Here is a 16,142-nt window from a genome sequence, read left to right as displayed (position 1 = left end):
CCTACTTCGACAGAGCCAGAACAACCACTCGATATCTATCGTCCCGGTTGACGCTGCCGAAGCTGCGATCCGTTCTCGTTTACACTGGCACCGGGCCTGCCGGGATTGCGTATGCGGGTAAATTGGCCGGGCGGTTATGTTTGGCCGAAGGCTTGTGTCATGATGATCCGACCGCAGGTTAGTCGTCCTCTTCCTATATGAATAGATCTTCCGCGTTGCTCCTCGCTTTTGTCTTCCTCAGCGGCTGCCAGGCCTTGGCACCCGTTTCGTCGGACGGTACGCCGCCGGTCGAAGACAGCACTCCGGCGCCTGAAAAGCCCAAGGTTTACAGCTCGTTCAGCGAAGAAACTGTCTTCAGCCTGTTGAGCGCCGAACTGGCTGGCCAGCGCAATCGTTACGACATTGCCCTGGACAACTACGTGACCCAGGCTATCAATACCCAGGATCCGGGCATCTCCGAGCGGGCATTTCGCATTGCCGAATACCTGGGCGCCGATCAAGCGGCCCTCGACACTTCGCTGATCTGGGCAAAAAACGCCCCGAACGATCTCGAGGCGCAACGGGCGGCGGCCGTGCAACTCGCCCGTGCCGGGCGTTACGACGACTCCATGGCTTATATGGAAAAAGTCCTGCAAGGCAAAGGCGACACTCATTTCGACTTCCTCGCCCTGTCTGCGGCCGATACCGACCAGGAAACCCGCAACGGCCTGATGAAAGGTTTTGACCGTTTGTTGCAGCGCCACCCGCACAACAACCAGCTGATTTTCGGCAAGGCCTTGCTGTTGCAACAGGATGGCGACGCCAAAGGCGCGCTGACCCTGCTCGAAGACAACCCGCCGGAAGAAGGCGAAATAGCGCCGATTCTGCTGCGCGCGCGCCTGCTGCAAGGGCTCAACCGTGGCGGTGAAGCCTTGCCGTTACTGCAAAAAAGCATCAAGAAATACCCGGACGACAAACGCCTGCGCCTGACCTACGCGCGCACGCTGGTCGAACAGGACCGCATGGACGACGCCAAGGTCGAGTTCTCGAGCCTGGTGCAGCAATACCCGGAAGACGACGAACTGCGTTATTCGTTGGCTCTGGTCTGCCTGGAAGCCAAGGCCTGGAACGAGGCAAAAGGTTATCTGGAAGACTTGATCGCCAGGGAAAGCCACGTCGACTCGGCGCATCTGAACCTTGGGCGTATCGCGGAAGAGCGTAACGACCCCCAGGGCGCGCTGATCGAGTACGCCCAGGTCAGGCCGGGCAACGATTACCTGCCAGCGCAATTGCGTCAGGCCGATATTCTGATGAACAACGGCAGGACCGCCGAAGCCCAAAGCCGTCTGGCGGCCCAGCGCGACGAGCAACCCGATTATGCGATCCAGTTGTACCTGATCGAAGTCGAAACCTTGTCGGCCAACAAACAGGGCGACAAGGCCTGGAACGTCTTGCAGCAAGCCCTGCAGAAATTCCCGGATGATTTGAATCTGCTGTATACCCGAGCCATGCAGGCGGAAAAACGTAATGACCTGGCGCAGATGGAAAAAGACCTGCGACTGATCATCAAACGTGACCCGGACAATGCGATGGCGTTGAATGCCCTCGGCTACACCCTGTCCGACCGCACCACGCGTTACGCCGAAGCCAAGGCCCTGATCGAACAGGCGCACCAGTTGAACCCGGAAGACCCGGCCGTTCTCGACAGCCTCGGCTGGGTGAATTTCCGCCTGGGCAACCTCGATGAGGCCGAGCGCTATTTGCGCCAGGCACTGGAGCGCTTCCCTGATCAGGAAGTTGCCGCTCATCTGGGCGAAGTCCTGTGGGCCAATGGCAAACAACGCGAAGCCAAACAAGTCTGGAGCAAGTTCCTCAAGGAGCAGCCCGACAGTCCTACCCTGCGCAGTACCATCAAGCGCCTGACCGGATCAGAGACTCTTTAAAATTATGTTTTTGCGCCACATTATCGTTTTCAGCTTCATCGCCCTGCTCGCCGGTTGCGCGGGCTTCAGCGCCCGTGAATCGGTCGGGGGGCACGGTAACCCGGCCCAATGGCGCGAGCACAAACAACAACTGAGCAGCCTCGACGGCTGGCAGATCAACGGCAAGATCGGTATCCGCGCGCCAAAAGATTCGGGCAGCGGCACCCTGTTCTGGCTGCAACGCCAGGATTACTACGACATCCGCCTCTCCGGCCCGCTGGGTCGCGGCGCGGCCCGCTTGACCGGGCGCCCCGGCAAAGTCTCGCTGGAAGTGGCCAATCAGGGCCGTTATGACGCGTCGACTCCGGAAGCCCTGGTCGAAGAGCAACTGGGCTGGAAATTACCGGTGTCCCATCTGGCGTGGTGGGTTCGCGGTCTCCCGGCCCCGGACAGCAAAAGTCGTCTGACCCTGGACGTCGACAGCCGCCTGGCCAATCTCGAGCAGGATGGCTGGCAGGTCGAGTACCTCAGTTATGCCGAGCAAAACGGCTATTGGCTGCCCGAGCGGATCAAACTGCACGGCACCGACCTTGATGTCACGCTGGTGATCAAGGACTGGCAACCGCGCAAACTGGGGCAGTGAAGATGACTGCCCCACGCCTGACTCTGCCCTCGCCCGCCAAACTCAACTTGATGTTGCATATCCTCGGCCGCCGTGAAGACGGTTACCACGAGTTGCAGACGATTTTTCAGTTTCTCGATTACGGCGATGAAATCACCTTCGCCGTTCGCGACGATGGCGTGATTCGGTTGCACACCGAATTCGCCGACGTCCCTCACGACAGCAACCTGATTGTCAAAGCCGCGAAAAAACTCCAGGAGCAATCCGGTTGTTCGCTGGGCATCGACATCTGGATCGAAAAAATCCTGCCCATGGGCGGTGGAATCGGTGGCGGCAGTTCGAATGCGGCGACCACGTTGCTGGGCCTCAATCATCTTTGGCAACTGGGCTGGGATGACGACAGGCTGGCCGCGCTGGGTCTGACACTTGGCGCCGACGTCCCGGTTTTCGTGCGTGGCCACGCGGCTTTCGCCGAGGGCGTGGGGGAGAAACTCACGCCTGTAGAACCCGAGGAACCGTGGTATCTGGTGCTTGTGCCGCAAGTATCTGTAAGTACAGCAGAAATTTTTTCAGATCCGCTGTTGACACGTAACACTCCTCCCATTAAAGTGCGCCCCGTTCCCAAGGGAAACAGTCGAAATGACTGCTTACCGGTGGTAGCAAGACGTTATCCAGAGGTACGTAACGCCTTGAATTTGCTAGGTAAATTTACCGAAGCAAAACTCACCGGAACTGGAAGTTGTGTGTTTGGGGGCTTCCCAAGCAAAGCTGAAGCTGATAAAGTCTCGGCCCTTCTTACAGAGACCCTTACAGGGTTTGTAGCAAAAGGAAGCAACGTTTCGATGTTGCATCGCAAGCTGCAAAGTCTGCTCTAAAAGGAATCGGGTACTGGGTACTCGTAGCAACAGATACAGGGGCGTCGCCAAGCGGTAAGGCAGCAGGTTTTGATCCTGCCATGCGTTGGTTCGAATCCAGCCGCCCCTGCCATTTTCCTATACTCATCCAGGTTACCCTCAGCCTTCAGGTACTGCGCGTGTCCAAGATGATGGTCTTTACGGGGAACGCTAACCCCGATCTGGCTCGGCGTGTCGTACGTCAGCTGCATATCCCTCTCGGTGACATCTCTGTCGGTAAGTTTTCCGACGGCGAAATTACAGCCGAGATCAATGAAAACGTCCGCGGTAAGGATGTCTTCATTATTCAGCCGACTTGCGCTCCGACCAACGATAACCTGATGGAACTGGTAGTGATGGCTGATGCCTTCCGCCGCTCCTCGGCTACTCGTATCACTGCTGTTATTCCTTACTTTGGTTATGCCCGTCAGGATCGCCGTCCGCGTTCCGCACGTGTGGCTATCAGCGCGAAAGTCGTTGCTGACATGCTTACCGTAGTCGGCATCGACCGTGTTCTCACGGTTGATCTGCATGCTGACCAAATCCAGGGTTTCTTCGATATTCCGGTAGATAACATCTACGGCTCCCCGGTACTGGTGGATGACATTGAAGATCAGCGCTTCGAAAACCTGATGATCGTGTCCCCGGACATTGGCGGCGTCGTGCGTGCACGGGCTGTTGCCAAATCCCTGGGCGTGGATCTCGGGATCATCGACAAACGCCGTGAGAAAGCCAATCACTCTGAAGTGATGCATATCATCGGTGATGTCGAAGGGCGTACCTGTATTCTGGTCGATGACATGGTCGATACCGCCGGCACTCTGTGTCACGCGGCCAAGGCCTTGAAAGAGCATGGCGCTGCCAAGGTTTTCGCCTACTGCACGCACCCTGTGCTGTCGGGTCGGGCGATCGAAAACATTGAAAATTCCGTGCTGGACGAGCTGGTGGTGACGAACACCATCCCGCTGTCCGCTGCAGCACAAGCCTGTGCGCGTATCCGCCAACTGGATATCGCACCGGTAGTTGCCGAGGCGGTCCGCCGCATCAGCAATGAAGAATCGATCAGCGCGATGTTCCGTTAAGGGCCCTGCCCTTTTCATTATATCCTGTTGACGAAAAGCGCCCCGCCCCGGCATTCATGTCGGGGCGGGGCTTTTTTGCCCATATCGCCTTTAGCGCTGGTCGCAAACGCTGGGGCGAATGTGGTTATTTTGGAGATACAACATGAACGATTTTACTCTGAATGCTGAAGTGCGTTCCGACCTGGGGAAAGGTGCGAGCCGCCGCCTGCGTCGTCTCGCAAGCCTGGTTCCAGCTGTAGTTTACGGTGGCGAAAAAGCCCCTGAATCCATCAGCATGCTGGCTAAAGAAGTTGCCAAACTGCTCGAAAACGAAGCGGCTTACAGCCACATCATCGAGCTGAACGTTGGCGGCACCAAGCAAAACGTAATCATCAAGGCTCTGCAGCGTCACCCGGCCAAAGGCCACGTGATGCACGCTGACTTCGTACGCGTAGTTGCTGGCCAAAAGCTGACCGCTATCGTTCCAGTGCACTTCATCAACGAAGCTGCTCCGGTGAAGAAAGGCGGCGAGATTTCGCACGTTGTTGCTGAAATCGAAGTGTCCTGCCTGCCGAAAGACCTGCCTGAATTCATCGAAGTTGACCTGGCTAACGCCGAAGTCGGCTCGATCATTCACCTGTCCGACATCAGCGCTCCTAAAGGCGTTGAATTTGTTGCTCTGGCTCACGGTAACGACCTGGCTGTTGCCAACGTTCACGCTCCACGTGTTGCTCCAGAAGCTGCAGAAGGCGCTGCAGAGTAATTTCACTCTGTACGCCGGAGTGACCGGAAACATCGCGGACTAGAGCGTAGCGAGAAAGCGGGCGAGAACGCGGAGTTTACATAATGGTAAATGAGCACTTGTCGTCCACTTTCGCCGCACTCCCTGATGGCGGCGATGTTATCCACCACTTCAAGGAAGGGCCCCTATCGTGACTGCCATCAAACTGATCGTTGGCCTGGGAAATCCAGGCGCTGAATACGAACAGACCCGGCATAACGCAGGGGCCCTTTTTGTTGAGCGCATCGCGCAGGCACAGGGTGTCAACCTTGTGGCCGATCGCAAATATTTCGGCCTGACCGGGCGCTATTCGCATCAGGGTCAGGATGTTCGTCTACTGATTCCCACCACCTACATGAACCGCAGCGGCCAGGCCGTAGCGGCACTTGCCGGCTTCTTTCGCATAAAGCCGGAAGAGATTCTGGTGGCGCATGACGAACTCGACCTGCCTCCGGGCGTTGCCAAGCTCAAACAGGGCGGCGGCCATGGCGGTCATAACGGGTTGCGCGACATCATTGCGCAACTGGGCAATCAGAATACCTTTCACCGCCTGCGGCTTGGCATTGGCCACCCGGGCGTTGCCAGTATGGTTTCAAACTTCGTCCTGGGTCGTGCGCCACGCGCCGAACAGGAAAAACTCGATGCCAGCATCGACTTTGCCCTCGGCGTGCTGCCGGATATCCTCGCCGGGGAATGGAACCGCGCGATGAAAAACCTGCACAGCCAGAAGGCCTGACTCTTACCCGAGGGGAAACACCATGGGATTCAATTGCGGCATCGTCGGCCTGCCTAACGTCGGCAAGTCCACCCTGTTCAACGCCCTGACCAAGTCCGGGATCGCGGCCGAGAACTTCCCCTTCTGCACCATCGAGCCCAACAGCGGTATCGTGCCGATGCCGGATCCGCGCCTGGAAGCCTTGGCGGCCATCGTCAAGCCCAAGCGTATCCTGCCGACCACCATGGAATTCGTCGACATCGCAGGCCTGGTGGCCGGCGCCTCGAAAGGTGAAGGCCTGGGCAACAAGTTCCTCGCCAACATCCGCGAGACCGATGCCATTGCCCACGTGGTCCGCTGCTTCGAAGACGAGAACGTGATTCACGTCTCCAACAGCGTCGACCCGAAACGCGACATCGAGATCATCGACCTGGAACTGATCTTCGCCGACCTCGACAGCTGCGAGAAGCAACTGCAGAAAGTCGCTCGTAACGCCAAGGGCGGTGACAAGGACGCAGTGGTCCAGAAAGGCCTGCTGGAGCAGCTGATCGCTCACTTCACCCTGGGCAAGCCTGCGCGCAGCCTGATGAAAAACATGAGCACCGATGAGAAGCAGGTGATTCGCGGTTTCCACCTGCTGACCACCAAGCCGGTCATGTACATCGCCAACGTCGCTGAAGACGGTTTCGAAAACAACCCGCTGCTGGACGTGGTCAAGGCCATCGCCGAAGAAGAAGGCGCCGTGGTGGTTCCGGTCTGCAACAAGATCGAAGCCGAGATCGCCGAACTGGAAGACGGCGAAGAAAAAGACATGTTCCTCGAAGCCCTCGGCCTCGAAGAGCCTGGCCTGAACCGCGTAATCCGCGCCGGCTACGAAATGCTGCACCTGCAGACCTACTTCACCGCCGGTGTCGAAGAAGTCCGTGCCTGGACCGTCCGCGTCGGTGCTACCGCACCGCAAGCCGCCGGCGTGATCCACACCGACTTCGAAAAAGGCTTCATCCGCGCCGAAGTCATCGCCTACGACGACTTCATCCAGTACAAGGGCGAAGCCGGCACCAAAGAAGCCGGTAAATGGCGTCTGGAAGGCAAGGACTACATCGTTAAAGACGGCGACGTGATGCACTTCCGTTTCAACGTGTAATGGTCTCCGTGGATTTACACGGAACCCGATAGACAGAAAATCCCCGTAATCACTGGCTGATACGGGGATTTTTGCGTCTTATGATCACCATCATCTGCCATTGCGATCTGAGGTATTGCTGGGTACGCTACCGGGTATGACGCCTGAAGCCGGTTTTAAAAACCGGGTACGACGGAAGTTCGGAGATCATCCCATGCTCACCGATACCCAATGCCGCACCGCAAAACCCAAGGACAAGCCCTACAAGCTCACAGATGGGAAAGGGCTGCACCTAGAGGTCAAACCCAACGGTTCAAAAGCGTGGCGTTACCGTTTCGAGCTTCGATCCGGAGACACGACAAAGGAGAGTACCTTTGCGATTGGCGACTATGCGATCGCGCCTCGGGGCGAATCTCCGGAAGAGGCCCAAGCTCGAAAAAATGGTCGACGCTTCACGTTGGCAGAGGCGCGGGACGAGCGCGTTAAAGCCAGAGACTTGGTGAAGCAAGGCATCAACCCCGCCCGGCATCGACAACTCGAGCGCATCAAGCGAGAGCAGGAAAACGCCACCACCTTCGAAGCGGTGGCGAAAGAGTGGCTGGCCCTGAAAGATTGGGCAGAGATCACCAAGACCAGGCGCCTAGATATGCTCAAGCGCGTGGTCTTCCCCAAGATTGGTCCATGGCCAATCAAGAGCATCACCCCAGCGCATATCCTGGATGTGCTTACCACGTCGGCGAAAAAAAACGGCCTGACGGTCGCGGCAGAGGCCAAACGCAGCATGTCCGGCATCTTCGAACTCGCGGTTTCGACGCTGCGAGCAGATACCGATCCGGTGTATCCAGTTCGCAAAGCACTCCCAGCAAATAAAACCCAGCACAAGCGCCCGCTAACGGCGGATGAAATTGGTCAACTCCTGAGGGACGTCGAAGGACATTGCGGTCGCCACGAAACCATTACCGCATTCCGCCTAATGTGGCTGGTGCTCTGCCGACCGAACGAAGCAGTGGAAGCCCGATGGGATGAATTTGATCTCGATGCCGGTCGCTGGCGAATTCCCGCTGAGCGGATGAAAAAGCGCAAGGAGCACATTGTTCCTCTACCCACCCAGGCAATGGACATGCTGCGAGCGCTGCATTCCATCACAGGCAGATATGAGCACTTATTTCCCCACCGTGATGAACGAACCAAACCGATGGTCACGGCTTCCTTCCGGCAGATGCTCAAAGCCCTGGGCTGGAGTGGAAAATACAGCCCCCATGCCACCAGAACCACGGGAAGTACCCGACTCAACGAGATGGGCTATCCCGCCGACTGGATCGAGCGACAACTCGCCCACGCCGAGCCCAATATGGTTCGGCGCACCTATAACCATGCAGAGTACCTGGCGGATCGTACGAAGATGATGCAGCAGTGGGCAGACATGCTTGATGTATGGACTCTCGGCGAAAGCAACATCACGCCCTTCAATCGAAGTGCCAATCCATAGCCAATACCTGTTCTACCTACTGGCGACACCAGCGACAGGCTGGAAGGGGGCGACAGTATTGGTGACCGTCGCCACTTTTTCTAGCTCGCGAATACGCTTTTCCGGCCAAGCCCTCATGGCAGGGAAGGCTCCGCATTCCCTGCCATGAGGGCTCACATAACAAAGCCGACGAACGGCTAGGCCTCCACCGAAAGCCATCGATTTCCAGGACCATCCAGTGGCCTCAACTGGCGCCACGCGCATCAAAAACAGCGATTGACCCGCAGCCAGGCAGGGCTTAAATCAAGCCCTGAGGACCGCTGTCGTTGACAGCACCCAACCCAGGTAGCCAGAACCTTTAAGGCTACGCCACACCGTGGTGGTTCTCCCCCAAGTGCGATTAGCGTCCGGCGGCTCGCACAGTCACAGCGATGTGATGGATGCCTACTTCTCAGCTTTGCCTACTGCGGCAAAACCCACCCTACCCGGCTGCCCTGCAGCAACCTATCCGCTTGGCCATTTCACTGCGCCAACCTGCGTTCGTCTCTTACTTCCAGGAAGAGACGAACGCGCCTACCGCTGCTGCAGCCCAACTCGTACAAGGCTTTGCGGCATTCCCCCTCGTGACAATCGGCATGACAAACACCGAATACTCACCCGCAGCAGCGATGCAGATGAAGGTGCCGCAGCCCACGGAATGGACTGTACCTGACTGACAGTCAGGCATGCCCCAGTCATCGCATCACTGCCTTCACCCGACTCAGGATCTCGCGGCATTGGTCTCGTCAGGCCAGTGCAGCCTCCACCCGCCCACTTCCTCGGAAGTGCTCAGGAGGCCAGATCATGAGATGCCCAAGCTCTTGGCCGTAAAGAGCCGCCAGTCCCGCGTTAGTGGACAACCCTCACAGGTCGCAGGGGCCTTGATCCCTGATAGCACTCAACATCCATGGCGGGATGACGTGGGGAAAGTTTCAAGGGTTTTGGCTTTAAGAGGAGTTTGATCATGGCATTGGTCGGTAGACGGGACGGGCGAAATTTTGGATGGGGCCGGCAACTGAGTTATGCCGGACCACAAGCATTGCGCGACATGTTTGGCGGCGGGCATTACGGCACGGTCAAAGCACACAGTGATCGGTGGCAGGCGTTTGTGCGCTGGTGTCGGTCGGAGGATGGGCCAGGGTTTAACGATGCGCGAAAAATTGATCGGCAGACCTTGTTTGACTACGCCGGATATCTGCGGCAGCAAGTCGAACAAGGGGCTATCTGCATCGCCACCGCGCAAAACCGGTTGTCCAGCGTGAACCGAACCATGGCCGCGCTGCGCGGTGATCAGTATGTGAAAGTGCCGAGTCCGAGCAAGGCGCTGGGAATGCGGCGCACCAGTGTTCGTCGCTCGGAGCCGCAAGGCCAGGACCGCGAACACGTGAAGCGGATCGTCGACGTGCTCTGCGAACATAAAATGCCGCGCGCCGCGGCCATCGCTCAGTTGGCGCGAGCCACCGGTATGCGCTTGCGCGAGGCCATTTTGGCCGACCTACCGCGTCTAAAACGTGAGGCTGAACAATACGGCAAGATCAACATCCAAGAGGGCACCAAAGGGGGCCGCTCAGGTGCCTCGGCACCTCGCTGGATTACGGTAGATGAGCATATTCGTGACGCTCTGAGGTTTGCCGAACAGGTCTCGCCTGAGGGTAGCCGCAACCTGCTTGCACCGGATGAACGCTACCTCGATTTCCAACGGGGAATCGTTCGTCCGGCACGGGACATCCTCCATACGCACAACCTCAAAGGCTTCCACGAGTTGCGGGCGGCCTATGCGTGCGAACGCTATGAGCAAATCACCCAGCATCTCGCACCCATCAACGGTGGCCGCTGCTACCAGCTCGACCGACGCCTCGATCAGGAGGCCCGAGCACAAATTAGCTGCGAATTGGGGCACGGTCGTATCGACGTGGTATCGGCTTACATCGGTGGCCGAGCATGAGCACGGCATTCGATATGGAGCTTTTCCTTGCTGGGGTGCTGACCGGGGCACATGTCACACGCGAACGTCACATCCGCCAGGCCAAGACTATTCAAGCAGCCATTTCTGAACGCTGGAACCGAGATAATCCATGGACATGGCAAAGAAAACATCTCGTTTGGTTTTTAAACCACCATATGAACTCAAACTCGAAATCGACGCGCTACTACTACCTGCTGACCACAAGTTTGATCACTCTGCGCCTAGGAAAATCCTGGAGTTTTCAACGCTAGCCGAGTGTCAGCAACTGCGCGTTCTATATCCCTCCCCGGCGGGTTGCGCCAGCCAACGATTTGATTGTGGTTAGGGCGGGCCTCTTGAGCCCCCTGAACCAAACCTTGTAGTGATAACCTATGTTTTACTGATGGACTGAGGGTTTGTAGCTCAAGGCTACAAGCTTCATCTGAGACGTAGAGGCTGAAGGTGGTGATAGACACTAGTCTGGTGGCGAAGCTAAGGGCTGAGAATGCAAGATTAGTTGCCTTGCTGGATGCTCATGGCATCGATTGGCGCCCGCCTGCTGAGCCAGTCAAGATAGCGATTGTCCAAGCAGAGCCATCACAGCAACTCGATACTGAAGGAAAGCTTGCCCTATTCCGAAGTTTGTTTCGCGGTAGGACGGACGTTTATCCAACCCGCTGGGAAAGCAAGGCAGGCAAATCAGGGTACGCACCCGCTTGCGCAAACGAATGGAAGCCTGGCGTTTGTGAGAAGCCCCGAATTAAATGTGGCGACTGCGGTAACCGTCAGCTACTTCCGCTGACCGATGAGGTGGTCTATCGCCATCTAGCAGGTGAAGTGGTTGTTGGTATCTACCCCTTGCTTCCTGATGACACCTGTTATTTTCTGGCTGTCGACTTCGATGAAGCCGAATGGCGTGATGATACCCAAGCTTTTGCTCAGTCGTGCCATGAACTGGACGTCCCAGTGGCACTGGAAATATCGCGCTCAGGTAACGGGGCCCACTGCTGGATTTTTTTCGAGCGAAATGTCCCTGCTCATGATGCGCGCCGCCTCGGTGCGGCAATCATCAGTCATGCATGTGAACGCACGCGCCAATTGGCGCTCAGCTCCTATGATCGACTGTTTCCAAATCAGGACTATATGCCTAAGGGCGGCTTCGGGAACCTCATCGCGCTCCCTTTGCAAAAGCGAGCCAGGGCCAAAAACAACAGTGTTTTTGTAGACGACACGCTTGAACCTCATCCCGATCAGTGGGCCTTCCTGGCATCGGTTCAGCGGATGAACCCAGAGGATATCCAGGCCGTTGTTACCCAGGCGATGGGTAACCGGGATCCTATAGGTGTCACCCATATTGATGACGAAGGCGATGCAGAACCTTGGAAAGGTCGGGACTCAAGATCAAGCAAATTGACATGCCCGTTACCGGCGTCCGCCAACATCACGCTGGCTAACATGATTTACTTTGAAAAAACGGCATTGCCACAGCCATTGGCAAACCAGCTTGTCCGGCTCGCTGCGTTTCAAAACCCCGAATTCTACAAAGCTCAGGCCATGCGTATGTCGGTGTGGAACAAGCCAAGGGTCATCGGCTGTGCCCAGAATTTCCCCAAACATATTGCACTGCCACGTGGCTGCTTGGATGCTGTGCTGGAGCTTTTAAGAGAAAACGGCATTACCCCAGTTTTTCAAGATGAACGCTTCGCAGGCAATTCCATCGACGTGAGCTTCCTCGGGACCCTGCGCCCCGACCAGGAAGATGCGATCAGCACAATGCTAAGTCATGACACCGGCATCCTCTGCGCGCCGACAGCGTTCGGTAAAACGGTGAGTGCTGCTGCCTTGATTGCTAAACGTGGCGTTAACACATTGGTGCTTGTGCATCGGACGGAATTGTTAAGGCAGTGGCAAGAGCGCTTGCAGGCGTTCTTGGGAGTCGGGAATGGTGTCGTTGGAACTCTTGGGGGCGGAAAAGCGAAGCTTACCGGCATCATCGACATTGCCGTAATGCAGTCTTTATCGCGAAAAGGCGAGATCAGCGATCAGGTAAAAAACTACGGCCAAATCATCGTTGATGAGTGTCATCACCTATCAGCAGTGTCATTCGAGGCACTACTGAGGAGCGCAACCGCGCGGTACGTGCTGGGACTCACGGCAACCCCTGTGCGCCGAGATGGGCAGCAGCCCATTATTTTCATGCAGTGCGGACCGATCCGACATTCTGCTGCTCGACCAGCGAATGCGCCTCATGACCTATCTGTCGTGCCTCGATTGCTGTCCAAACCAATAGTGGTCCCCGACGGTTTTGGAATTCAGGACATATTTCGGCGTCTAGCCGACGACTCTGAGCGGACAGCCAAAATCGTCTCGGAGATTGAGCTGGCGTACAGCGAGGGTAGAAAAGTTCTAGTGCTAACGGAGCGGACGGAACATGTGGACGCCCTTGAATTAGAATTGAAGCAGCGCGTGCACAACCTTTTCACGCTTCATGGGCGAGTGCCCAAGAAACAGCGCATTTCCCGTATGCATGAGCTTGAGTCCCTTCCCCCTGATGCTCCACGGGTGCTCTTGGCAACAGGAAAACTAGTAGGTGAAGGTTTCGATCACCCGCCGCTGGACACGCTGGTACTGGCAATGCCCATCTCATGGAAGGGAATCCTTCAGCAATATGCGGGGCGGTTGCATCGATCGCATACCGATAAGGCCGACGTGCGAGTGATCGACTTCGTTGACGGGGGTAATGTCGCGCTGATGAGGATGTGGGATAAGCGCCAGGCAGGTTACAAAGCGATGGGCTACCGTATGGCTGACTCCATGGCCACCATGGACCTACTCTAACTCTAACGTGGTTGACGGTTCAGAGAGCAACGCAACCGCTGTGAAAGTAAAATCATATACAGCTTCAAAACCGGGCGCTAAACCGGGTATGACGTAAATTTACCCGTACTAAAGCCTAGACTTTATAAGGTCTGCACCCCATGACTTCTGGTTTAACGTGTAGCGTTGTTGGCATCGAAGAAGCCGCGTTGATTCGCGGCTTTTTTTTGGGCGTTATATCGACCTGCTATGCGCGACTAGAACAGATAGCCCATGTAGATTGCGGCGCCTCCACCGGCCTGCACCCCAGCGTTCATGCCGGCCATGACCACCGCCCTCTTGGCCGACTGCAGCAACTGCCGGTTGACCGTGGAGGAGGCAATGGGAACAAATGTCCCTGGCGCCGCCTGACACCCTGCTGAACTATTACGGAGTCCCGTTTCTTCCATGCAGGAGGTAGCCAGGTCGACGACTCAACCGTTCGTAATAGGCACTTACAGCAGGAAAGTCTGGATGATCGAGCGGTGTTTCAAACCACCGGTTAACCGACAGGCCTATCGGTATGTCTGCGAGAGAAAACCCGTCTTCACTGACATAGGCTCCTGTTGATTCGAGTTGTCGATTCAGGATCTCCATGTGCCTTGACCACAGACTGCAAGCGGCTGCCAAGGCTCTGCTGTCCTGATGGTCAGGCGAATGCCTGACCAACGACATGAAGGCATACGTCCACGATTTGTTGAGGTCCGACGCTTGCCAGTCTATCCATTGGTCCACCCGCGCTCTTGCTCTCGGTTGGACCGGGTAAAAATGACCTCCGTTATAGCGAGACGCCAAATACCGAATGATCGAGTTTGACTCCCAGAGCACGAAGTCGTCGTCCAGGATCACCGGCACCGTTGCGTTAGGGTTCAGCGAAATGAATTTGGGCGTGCGCGTCGACTTGAAGCCTGACCCCCAATCCTCTCGCTCAAAGGGGATTTCGATCTCGGCGCATGCCCAAAGTACCTTTCGTACATTGATCGACGATGCCTTACCCAGTATGCGCAACATTTCATGTCCTTATCGTTCAGGGTGGTTGGTCAGGGGCTTTCGATAACCCGCTCGGATCTTTCTCTAGTGCGCCTGGCGCGATGCACAGGGGCCGCTCTCAAATCCGGGTGACGCAGGTTTACCGCGCCGCACCAACCGCAAACAGCCCGGTTCAGCGCCGCCCTTCTACGGCCATGCGCACGGCCAGCTCGCGAGGACCGTCCCCGTCCCCATCAGCCAGCGTTGCACGATCTGCCACACGGGCCTGCTGGCGAGAAATGTCACGATGGCGCCAGCCATGACGGCAATCAGCGCGTTGACGCTCACGCTAATGACGATCTGTGTAAAACCAAGCACGATGTATTGCGCCAGCATGCTGCCGTGGTCGGCGTGTTGGACTTGACCGCTTGCCAGGCAAGGTAGAGCAGATAGCGCGCGCAGCCGAGTCGTAGCGCGTCATACGCATAGGGAACCGCCAAGACCAAGGCTGCGATAGTAGGGTGGTCAAAGGGGGAACGTTAGATACAGATTGACTGACAAAACGTCATACAGCGGTCGCAGCACTGGGTATCCGCTCCCTTGGAATACGTTCGACTTCAACGTGAGCAATGGCTTGCCCCAATAGCGCATCCAAACACTCTGACGCAGTCAGCCGCGTGCATTATGGATGAGGGCTTTCGGTCAGGAACCGACTGTTGTGACAGGCCAAACAACACCCTGTCGCGGCAGCGGGGGGCTTGGGCCTTGTCGCGCTACAGTTCTGCTGCGAAGGTCTTGGCTTTCTTCGGCGTGACACCGTACCGTTGCTTGTAGACCTTGATGAAGTGGGAGGTATTTTCATATCCCACCTCCGCAGCCGCGTCGGTGACGGAATAATTTTTAGCCGTCAACAGCTGATGCGCGATGTCGACTTTTTTTTCGATGATCCAGCGGTTCGGGGTGGTGTTGTAGCTGCGCCTGAAGTCGCGGATAAAGGTCGACACGCTGCGTCCCGTCAGCAGGGCATAATCTTCAATCTTCAGCTTGTGCGAATAGTACTGCTCCATGAAGTCGGTGATGAGGCGGCGTTTGCGGCTGCCGCCGCAGGACAGCTCGCGCAGGAAACGGAAGGACTTGTCCTGGATGGCGATCAGGTGCAGTAGTTCGAGCAGTTTCAATTCCAGCAGCGCGTCGGAGCCCTCCGCGCCCTTGTAGACATAATTCAGCGAATCGATATAGCGCTGAATCTGTTCATTGGCGTGCAGGGTATAAGTGCCGTGCACGTTTTTCTGCAGGCCGTCCGTATGCGAATTACCTGTGCCGGCCGCGCGCGACAGGTATTTGGCGATCAGCTTGTCGTCGAAAAACAGCAGCACCGCCTCGAAGATATCGCTGCCAGTGACGTAGTCCGATACCGTGTAAACGCCTTTGGAGAGGAAAATCAAATGATTCTCGTCGACGACATTGGCCATGGCGTCATAGTCGCGAATAATCTGCTTGCCCTGCTTGATGTAGACGATCAACGGCGTGGCGATATAGATCGCCTTGTTTTCCAGGTTCGTTTCAAGCGTTTTATGGAGGATGGACGAGCTACCGTCAGCGAGGATTGGCTTTACGTTGCGCATCGAATAAAGCGCCGTCGGTACTACTTCGAGTGTCATTGCTATGGCTTCTCAACAAATTGGCCGCCCCATTTGGACAGGACGGTATCCAGCAGCGCGACATGCTGCTGCCCAAGCGTGTAGGACGTTCGGGACGGAAGAGGATAT

Annotated in this window: 13 protein-coding genes, 1 tRNA gene and 1 pseudogene; 12 read left to right on the top strand and 3 right to left on the bottom strand. The window is 56.6% G+C overall.

The annotated features are described in order from the left end of the window. The first annotated feature begins 197 nt into the window (after positions 1-197). The 12 genes from FFH90_RS05430 (at position 198) to FFH90_RS05370 (ending at position 13,386) form a co-directional block, all read left to right on the top strand. Positions 198-1,922 carry a tetratricopeptide repeat protein gene (locus tag FFH90_RS05430; RefSeq protein ID WP_086946020.1) on the top strand — a complete coding sequence of 575 codons (1,725 nt, stop codon included), beginning with the start codon at positions 198-200 and terminating at the stop codon, positions 1,920-1,922. Positions 1,923-1,926: 4 nt separating this feature from the next. Further along, positions 1,927-2,544 (top strand): lipoprotein insertase outer membrane protein LolB, encoded by a 618-nt coding sequence (gene lolB, locus FFH90_RS05425; RefSeq protein WP_018929569.1) that lies wholly within the window; start codon positions 1,927-1,929, stop codon positions 2,542-2,544. Positions 2,545-2,546: 2 nt separating this feature from the next. After that, on the top strand, positions 2,547-3,398 hold the full coding sequence (ispE, locus tag FFH90_RS05420; RefSeq protein WP_064616180.1) for a 4-(cytidine 5'-diphospho)-2-C-methyl-D-erythritol kinase: 852 nt from the start codon (positions 2,547-2,549) through the stop codon (positions 3,396-3,398). A gap of 37 nt (positions 3,399-3,435) precedes the next feature. Continuing rightward, a tRNA-Gln gene (locus tag FFH90_RS05415) sits at positions 3,436-3,510 on the top strand. A 46-nt stretch (positions 3,511-3,556) separates the two neighbouring features. After that, entirely contained in the window at positions 3,557-4,498 is a 942-nt protein-coding gene (locus FFH90_RS05410) for a ribose-phosphate pyrophosphokinase (RefSeq protein ID WP_003171603.1), read from the top strand. Between the two features lie 142 nt (positions 4,499-4,640). After that, positions 4,641-5,240 (top strand): 50S ribosomal protein L25/general stress protein Ctc, encoded by a 600-nt coding sequence (locus FFH90_RS05405; protein WP_018929567.1) that lies wholly within the window; start codon positions 4,641-4,643, stop codon positions 5,238-5,240. Between the two features lie 169 nt (positions 5,241-5,409). Next, complete coding sequence (pth, locus tag FFH90_RS05400) at positions 5,410-5,994, top strand: aminoacyl-tRNA hydrolase (protein ID WP_008074178.1); 585 nt, start codon at positions 5,410-5,412, stop codon at positions 5,992-5,994. A 22-nt stretch (positions 5,995-6,016) separates the two neighbouring features. Next, complete coding sequence (gene ychF, locus FFH90_RS05395) at positions 6,017-7,117, top strand: redox-regulated ATPase YchF (RefSeq protein ID WP_018929566.1); 1,101 nt, start codon at positions 6,017-6,019, stop codon at positions 7,115-7,117. Positions 7,118-7,310: 193 nt separating this feature from the next. Further along, positions 7,311-8,585 carry a tyrosine-type recombinase/integrase gene (locus tag FFH90_RS05390; RefSeq protein ID WP_138866795.1) on the top strand — a complete coding sequence of 425 codons (1,275 nt, stop codon included), beginning with the start codon at positions 7,311-7,313 and terminating at the stop codon, positions 8,583-8,585. 982 nt (positions 8,586-9,567) lie between these two features. After that, positions 9,568-10,548 (top strand): integrase domain-containing protein, encoded by a 981-nt coding sequence (locus tag FFH90_RS05380; protein ID WP_138866794.1) that lies wholly within the window; start codon positions 9,568-9,570, stop codon positions 10,546-10,548. Then, positions 10,545-10,820: a hypothetical protein gene (locus FFH90_RS05375; protein ID WP_131698532.1), complete on the top strand. Its 276-nt coding sequence runs from the start codon at positions 10,545-10,547 to the stop codon at positions 10,818-10,820. Before FFH90_RS05380 ends, FFH90_RS05375 begins: the two co-directional genes overlap by 4 nt. Before the next feature lie 193 nt (positions 10,821-11,013). Then, on the top strand, positions 11,014-13,386 hold the full coding sequence (locus FFH90_RS05370; RefSeq protein ID WP_131698539.1) for a DEAD/DEAH box helicase family protein: 2,373 nt from the start codon (positions 11,014-11,016) through the stop codon (positions 13,384-13,386). A gap of 405 nt (positions 13,387-13,791) precedes the next feature. Here FFH90_RS05370 and FFH90_RS05360 read toward each other — a convergent pair whose 3' ends face one another. From FFH90_RS05360 to FFH90_RS05350, 3 genes and pseudogenes are all read right to left on the bottom strand, one after another. Next, positions 13,792-14,415, bottom strand: coding sequence for a glutathione S-transferase family protein (locus FFH90_RS05360; RefSeq protein ID WP_138866792.1), 624 nt, complete (start codon positions 14,413-14,415; stop codon positions 13,792-13,794). A 151-nt stretch (positions 14,416-14,566) separates the two neighbouring features. Next, positions 14,567-14,888: pseudogene (locus tag FFH90_RS05355) on the bottom strand (LysE family translocator); the annotation flags it as partial. A gap of 258 nt (positions 14,889-15,146) precedes the next feature. Continuing rightward, on the bottom strand, positions 15,147-16,034 hold the full coding sequence (locus tag FFH90_RS05350) for an AraC family transcriptional regulator (protein ID WP_138866791.1): 888 nt from the start codon (positions 16,032-16,034) through the stop codon (positions 15,147-15,149). Between the last annotated feature and the right edge of the window lie 108 nt (positions 16,035-16,142).

Source organism: Pseudomonas sp. ATCC 43928 (assembly GCF_005938665.2).
GTDB lineage: Bacteria > Pseudomonadota > Gammaproteobacteria > Pseudomonadales > Pseudomonadaceae > Aquipseudomonas.
Note: the sequence above shows the minus strand (reverse complement) of the source record. Positions and strands in the feature narration are given on the sequence as shown.

Coding starts and splice junctions, on each gene's coding strand:
- FFH90_RS05375 (WP_131698532.1), top strand. CDS start 10,545: ATGAGCACGGCATTCGATATGGAGCTTTTCCTTGCTGGGGTGCTGACC.
- FFH90_RS05350 (WP_138866791.1), bottom strand. CDS start 16,034: ATGACACTCGAAGTAGTACCGACGGCGCTTTATTCGATGCGCAACGTA.
- FFH90_RS05360 (WP_138866792.1), bottom strand. CDS start 14,415: ATGTTGCGCATACTGGGTAAGGCATCGTCGATCAATGTACGAAAGGTA.
- ispE (WP_064616180.1), top strand. CDS start 2,547: ATGACTGCCCCACGCCTGACTCTGCCCTCGCCCGCCAAACTCAACTTG.
- FFH90_RS05430 (WP_086946020.1), top strand. CDS start 198: ATGAATAGATCTTCCGCGTTGCTCCTCGCTTTTGTCTTCCTCAGCGGC.
- FFH90_RS05380 (WP_138866794.1), top strand. CDS start 9,568: ATGGCATTGGTCGGTAGACGGGACGGGCGAAATTTTGGATGGGGCCGG.
- lolB (WP_018929569.1), top strand. CDS start 1,927: ATGTTTTTGCGCCACATTATCGTTTTCAGCTTCATCGCCCTGCTCGCC.
- FFH90_RS05390 (WP_138866795.1), top strand. CDS start 7,311: ATGCTCACCGATACCCAATGCCGCACCGCAAAACCCAAGGACAAGCCC.
- ychF (WP_018929566.1), top strand. CDS start 6,017: ATGGGATTCAATTGCGGCATCGTCGGCCTGCCTAACGTCGGCAAGTCC.
- FFH90_RS05405 (WP_018929567.1), top strand. CDS start 4,641: ATGAACGATTTTACTCTGAATGCTGAAGTGCGTTCCGACCTGGGGAAA.